Raw genomic sequence first — 6,652 nt, 5'->3', positions numbered from 1 at the left:
TTAAAGCTACAGGAATTGGGAAAATATTCATAATGATATTGTTAGTTGACTTAGTACTAGGTCCACTACTTACTTTCATCATTTATAAGAAAAATAAAAAGACATTAATAGTAGATTTGACTATTATAATACTGCTCCAGCTTAATGCTTTAGGTTATGGAGTTTATACTGTATATCAGGCACGCCCTGTTTGGATAGCTTATGTTGTTGATAGGTTTGAATTGGTAAGAGCAAATGATGTCTTTGATGACTATGAAAAAAAATATAATTTACCAAAGTTAGGTCCTAAATATATTTATGTGGATTTAGATAAAATGAGTATATCTGAAAAGTCAGAATTGGTTTTTAGAGAGATGCAGTACGGTATTAGCCCTGCCCAGTTACCAAATTTCCATAGTGACTATGAGTTAGCAAAACCACTCTTAATAACGCGTAGCCGAAGTATTAGTATCTTGAACGATTACAATGATTCTGCTGACGTAGAAGCAGTCCTAAATAAATACCCGAAGGCAAGCAGTTTTTTGCCTTTAAAGTCAAATGAAATGGATATGACAGTACTTATAGATAAAAATAGTGAAAATCCAGTTATTAAAATTGTGGATTTGCGTCCTTGGTAATAAGATAAGAGTGAAGTGATAATGTCTGAACAAATATGGTCTAAAGAATATAGTTTTCCTCCTGTAAAAGCTCGCAATATAATTTATGCAATAATACTTATACTAATCCCCAACATTATTTTTTTAGTGATTAGCATAATTACTGAAACATCTAGACCATTGATAAATATAGACTATGTTATACCAGTGTTACTTATCTTGCTAAAACGCCCTTTGTATAAGTGGGTTGGAGTTATAGCATTGAGTGTTCTTACGATATCTGATGTTACGATGTTTATATTTCAGCTTTTTCCTTTTATGGATCTTGAAGGAGCACTGTATTTGGCTCCTTTCTTTCTTCAAGCTCCAACTCGGTATATAGTATTCGTGTTGGTTATATTAATATATGCTATCGCTTTACCTGTTTCTATCAAATCATTTTCTAGGCCTATAGATAATTATCATTTGTTTTTAGCAAGTGGTATTGTTTTATTATTGAGCTATTTTTTTTCTGTTAATGGTCTTCGATATAAAGAAGGTTCAGGTACAACCTTTGGTTCTCACAATAATTATTTTGCAGCTAGTCAAACTAGTATTTTGTTTTCTATTCAAGATATGAGATTTGTTCAAAAGGCTAGTATAGCGCCATCTTTTACGCCTACTAAGTATAAGCGTGTGGCTTCAATGTTAGAACGACCATATAATAATAAGATTTTGTTTATCGTTGTTGAGTCATTAGGTGTAGCAAAAAAATCTGACGTGCAAAATAAGATCATAGAACCTATAACTAGCCAACAACATCTATTAGAGTTTTACAAAAATGGTATTTACCAGGCTCCTGACTCTACTATAAAGGCTGAAATAAAAGAGCTTTGTGCTCAGGATCTTGATGGTTATGGACTAAGAATGGTTGCTGAGTCCGAATTCCCTTCCTGTTTACCTAAATATTTAGCAGACAAAGGATATAGAACCGCTGCGCTACATGGTGCAAACGGTAAGTTATATGATAGATTCAGTTGGTACAATAAAGCAGGTTTTAAAGATGTGAAATTTTCTGAAAACTTATTTGAGGCAAGACGTTGTAAAGCGTTTAACGGTATTTGTGATGATGAGGTTTTTCCAATCATTCAAAGCTACTTTGAGAAAAACGAACCATCATTTTTTTATTGGATGACTCTGACTGCTCATGCGACTTATGCACAAAAAGATATTTATAATAAGCGCCTCGATTGTGAAAGTTATGGTATTAAAGATAATGAAACTTGCAGAAATATGATGCTACAAGCACAGTTTTTTGAAAGTTTAGCAAAGTTAAATAGCCAGCCTGAAATGAAGGGAGTTGAAGTCGTTTTAATTGGTGACCATCAGCCACCTATAACGAACGGAATTGCAAGATTTAGGGAGTACGATTATCCATTAGTAACATGGTTGCATTATAAAATAAAATGACCAATAAGAGATAACATAACGCTTAGGTTGGATATTTTCCTCATGCAGGCTACAATATATTAAAATACTGGACAAAAGCTAAAGTCTACAATTTGGATTGAATCAATGAGCAGTAGAATGGATGTATGCACAGCCCATTGACCAAAAAGCCAAACTTTAAGTTTGGCTTTTTTATGGCTATAAGTATTGCTGGCATGATGCGTGCATCAATTAATAAATGCTCACTATATTTTAGTAATAATAGATCACTATGAAATTAGCCATAACTAACTATATTAAGACACAATCTGGATTTACATTAATAGAGCTGATGATGGTTATTGCTATTGTCGGTATTCTTGCTGCAATCGCATTACCTGCTTACCAAGACTATACTGTAAGAGCCCAATTCTCAGAAGTAGTGTTAGCAGCTTCTAGCTGCCGGACTTCTGTAGTAGATGTTATACAGTCTTCATCAGTAGTAAACGTGTCTACTATTTTACCGAATGCTTGTAATTTCGACGCTACTAAATATGTCAAAAGCGTCACAGTCGATAGTAATGGTATGATTACTGTTTTAGCTGACGAAGCTAACTTATCCGCATTAACTACCACAACGAATACTTTGACGCTTGCCCCTATCCAAACTGGTAGCAATGCTTTAGTAGGTATCACTGATGGCGGCAAAAATATTGCCGGTTGGCGCTGTGGTTCATCAGTCGATGGCACGACCATCCCTACTAAATATCTGCCTAGCTTATGTAAAGGTGCATATTGATAGTTAGTTTATAAAATCATGACCGATAAATTATTTTGATAAATAATAGAAAGTAATAAAAAGGGCTGATACATTTCATCAGCCCTTTTTATTATAAATACTTTCGAAGCTATCAAGCTACTTCTCTAAATACTGAATCTTACCTTCCACGCCATCCCACTTTTCAGCTTCTGGCATTTGTCCTTTCATCTCAGTAATGTTTGGCCATTTTTGTGCCAGTTCAGCATTCAGCTCAGTGAACATCTCTTGTCCTTTTGGCACTTCATCTTCTGAGAAGATCGCATTGGCGGGACATTCAGGCTCGCATAGCGCGCAGTCGATGCACTCATCAGGATCAATGACGAGGAAGTTTGGGCCTTCATAAAAGCAGTCCACAGGACAGACTTCCACACAGTCGGTGTATTTGCAAAGAATGCAGTTATCTGTAACGACAAAGGTCATAGTGAGGTCTACCTGTTATTGGATTGGGCGGAATAGAATAGATTAAAAATAAGGCACATTTTAGCGCTTTTACCACTAATTGACAATTCCCTTTAATGACTAATGATTTTCTTCAAATGATAAAGTAAATCATGCGCTTGCTTGGGCGTTAGACTATCAGGATCAATCGCGCTTAGCTCATCTTGTAAGCTAAATAGCTGATTTTGTTTTGGATTGTTCAATGTGTCTGCCGCTTGAATGGTATGACTTACTTCTTGATTGAGAGTAGCATTATTATAACTCTCTTGCCGTTTATCCTTTACTGACTTAGCTAAGTCATTTTTGTCATCAACTTTATCGATTGCAACTTTTTCGTTTTCTGTTTTTACGCTATTTATTTTCAAGTTGTCTACTAAATAGCGCTTGGCATCATTCAATACCTGAGTCGGAATACCAGCCATCTTAGCGACATGTAGTCCAAAGCTAGAGCTTGCTGCCCCTGCGCGTATTTGATGCAATAGCAATAATTGACCATCGATTTCACTGGCGGCGACATGGACGTTACGAATACCTTTATTTTGCGCATCCAATTGTGTCAGCTCAAAGTAGTGGGTGGCAAACAGGGTCAGGCAGCCGATCTCAAGCAGTCGGTTGACACAGGCGTGAGCGATGGCCAGCCCGTCGGTGGTGGCGGTACCGCGGCCGACTTCATCCATGAGCACTAGTGATTTATTGGTTGCTTGATTTAAGATATTAGCTGTCTCAATCATCTCTACCATAAAGGTCGATTTGCCACCAGCCAAGTCATCAGCTGAGCCGATACGTGTAAAGATGCGATCGATATCACCAATATGCGCACTAGCTGCTGGCACAAAACTGCCGCAATGTGCGAGCAGTACAATCAGAGCCGTTTGGCGCATATAGGTCGATTTACCACCCATATTAGGGCCAGTAATCAGAAGTAATCTTTCAGGGTGTTCATCGCTACCTAATGCGCAGTCATTGGCGACAAAATGGCTAGTATGTTTCGCATGACTGTTTTGATTGGTACGATTTCCAATATTAGTTGGATTTAGTACGGCTTCGACGACGACATGACGACCTGCTTTGATATCGATACTGGTTTGGTTGTTATGATTCAAGCCACTTTTTGAATGATTGTTTTCTAACCCGCTAGCGTCTTTTAAGTCGTTACTCATGACTGGGCGCTGCCAGTGATAAGTGATCGCAAGTTGCGCCCAATTGCTAAGCACATCTATTTGCGCAATAGCCGCGCTTAGCTGTTGTAGTTCCGCTAAATGGCTGCTTAATAGTGTCAACAGTTGGTGATACAGATGTTTTTCACGAGTCAACGCTAATGTCTGTGCGCTTAGATATTCTGTTTCGACTTGTTTTAGCTCATCAGTAATAAAGCGCTCGCTACTTTTCAGGGTTTGCCGACGGATAAAGTGCGCCGGTGCATTTTTTGCCTGCATTTTAGGCAATTCAAAGTAAAAGCCACTGACTTTATTAAAGCCGACTTTTAGACTGGGAAGTTGATTATCTCGACGCGCTCGCTCTACCATCTCATCCAAGGTCACTTGGATGTTGTCATGAAGGTGAGTGAGGCGATCGAACTCGTCATCATAACCCGCTGCCAACATACCACCATCACGGATATGTGCAGGTGGCTCAATGACAATAGCGCGCTCGATTAACTCGGCCACCGCTTGAACGGCTGGCAGTTGAGCGGGCAATTGCTGCATCAACATCGGCAATAGACCAGCGTCTTCATGGCTAATACCTGCAGCCGTTAGTAGGCTGGTGAGCTGGGCACTACTGGCAATACCGTCAGCGAGCTTACGCAGGTCACGCGGCTTGGCGCTCATAAGACCGATACGGCTACTGATACGCTCAATATCACCGATAGCATTTAAGGTTTCGCGTAAATTGCTGACCAATGAATGTTTTTCTAAATTTTGCTTAAGCTGTTTGTTTTCATCCGATTGACTGTCTGTCTGTAAAAGGTTGGCTATCGCCTCTAAGCGCAGATTGATACGTGCATGCTGACGTAGTGGACGCTTCATTTGCTGCACCAATAAACGACGTCCCATCGGCGTCTGACAGTGATTGAGCACGGATATCAGCGACGTTCCATTGCTGCTGACGGGGGTAAACATTTCAAGATTTTGCTGACTATTGGCATCAATGATTAGATAGTCATCGCTGTACTCGACGATAAGCTGGTTAACTTGTGGCACATGGCGCTGTTGGGTTTGCCGTGCATAATGAATAAGGGCGGCACAGCTAGACTGGCTAAGCGTGGCATCGCTAATTCCTAGACCATCGAGGCGTTGTACCTCAAACTGCTGACAAAGGGTTGCGCTGGCATGCTCACGATGAAAGTCATTGGCAGCGACTTCGATGATAGGGCAATCAAGATTTTGCCGTAGCCATGTCAACCAATCTTCGCCATTACCACTACTATTTACATCGCTGTGACTGAGTGCCTCGCTAATGATACATTCACTCGGGGCAAAGCGTGCGAGCACCGTCAGCATTTGAGTTTGTAAGCCTTCGATATCGTCATTATTAGCGTTTACTGTTTGCGTCGTTAACGTCCCAGCGGCTAAATCCATTTGGCTAATGGCGGCTTGCAAAGCTTGGTTGCTGTTGCCTTTTGGCATTGCAATATCAATCGCGACCACGGTCGGTGTATGATTGGGCGCGATTAACGCATCATCGGTAATCGTACCAGCGGTCAGCGTTTTAACCACTTCACGGCGCATGATAGTGCCAGCGGCAGATTTGCTTTTGTCTTTTTTTTGCTTGTCACCCATCGTAGGCGCTTTGGACGCGCTATTTGCATTGTCAGTGCCAGTGCCAGTGCCAGTGCCAGTGGCAGTGTCAGAGGCTGACTCATCAATTTGCTCACATACGACCACGGTCTGTCCAGCCGCAATCAGCCGCGCCATATAGCTGTCAGCGGCATGAAAGGGCACGCCTGCCATCGCAATGGTGTTACCTGCTTTATCCGTACCACGGCGGGTCAAGGTGATGTCTAAGATTTGCGCGGCACGTTTGGCATCATCAAAAAATAATTCATAAAAGTCACCCATCCGGTACAGCAGCAGTGCTTGCGGATAATTGGCTTTCATGGTTAGATATTGCACCATCATCGGCGTATGGTCTGCCAAATGATAGATGGCATCGCCTATGACTAACGGTTCAGCTGAATGAGGATTTTGAGCGGACGGCTTAGCGGTCATGCAGAGTCTCTTTTGGTTCTTATGAGTTTACTGTGGGCGAAATAAGTGTTTTTATAATAATAAATAGCTAAGGATAGTGAGCAAATCATGCCGTTAAATGAGGTGATTAAAAAGCTAAATAATTTAAAGCCATAAGCGCTATTTTAACACGTCCTACAACGTTTTTACGTCGGCAAATATCT

Annotated in this window: 5 protein-coding genes; 3 read left to right on the top strand and 2 right to left on the bottom strand. The window is 40.7% G+C overall.

Translation table 11 applies throughout. From position 1 onward, the window contains the following. From tfpZ to CXF65_RS01630, 3 genes are all read left to right on the top strand, one after another. A partial coding sequence (gene tfpZ / locus CXF65_RS01640) for a TfpX/TfpZ family type IV pilin accessory protein (RefSeq protein WP_227523177.1) occupies positions 1 to 617 on the top strand: 617 nt, incomplete at its 5' end. A gap of 21 nt (positions 618 to 638) precedes the next feature. Next, the gene (locus CXF65_RS01635) at positions 639 to 2,045 is read left to right on the top strand and encodes a sulfatase-like hydrolase/transferase (RefSeq protein ID WP_101210799.1); all 1,407 of its coding nucleotides are present in this window, start codon (positions 639 to 641) and stop codon (positions 2,043 to 2,045) included. 250 nt (positions 2,046 to 2,295) lie between these two features. Then, positions 2,296 to 2,802, top strand: a complete 507-nt coding sequence (locus tag CXF65_RS01630; protein WP_101210798.1) for a pilin — start codon at positions 2,296 to 2,298, stop codon at positions 2,800 to 2,802. A 117-nt stretch (positions 2,803 to 2,919) separates the two neighbouring features. Here the strand turns inward: CXF65_RS01630 and fdxA are convergent, their stop codons facing one another. Together fdxA and mutS are read right to left on the bottom strand one after the other, a co-directional pair. After that, entirely contained in the window at positions 2,920 to 3,243 is a 324-nt protein-coding gene (fdxA, locus tag CXF65_RS01625; RefSeq protein ID WP_101210797.1) for a ferredoxin FdxA, read from the bottom strand. Between the two features lie 92 nt (positions 3,244 to 3,335). After that, on the bottom strand, positions 3,336 to 6,470 hold the full coding sequence (mutS, locus tag CXF65_RS01620; RefSeq protein ID WP_101210796.1) for a DNA mismatch repair protein MutS: 3,135 nt from the start codon (positions 6,468 to 6,470) through the stop codon (positions 3,336 to 3,338). Positions 6,471 to 6,652: the final 182 nt, after the last annotated feature.

The sequence above is a fragment of the Psychrobacter sp. Sarcosine-3u-12 genome (genome assembly GCF_002836005.1).
In the GTDB taxonomy this organism is placed as follows: Bacteria; Pseudomonadota; Gammaproteobacteria; order Pseudomonadales; family Moraxellaceae; genus Psychrobacter; species Psychrobacter okhotskensis.
The sequence above is the reverse complement of the archived record's forward strand: the minus strand, read 5'-3'. Positions and strand labels throughout refer to the sequence as shown.

Coding starts and splice junctions, on each gene's coding strand:
- CXF65_RS01635 (WP_101210799.1), top strand. CDS start 639: ATGTCTGAACAAATATGGTCTAAAGAATATAGTTTTCCTCCTGTAAAA.
- CXF65_RS01630 (WP_101210798.1), top strand. CDS start 2,296: ATGAAATTAGCCATAACTAACTATATTAAGACACAATCTGGATTTACA.
- fdxA (WP_101210797.1), bottom strand. CDS start 3,243: ATGACCTTTGTCGTTACAGATAACTGCATTCTTTGCAAATACACCGAC.
- mutS (WP_101210796.1), bottom strand. CDS start 6,470: ATGACCGCTAAGCCGTCCGCTCAAAATCCTCATTCAGCTGAACCGTTA.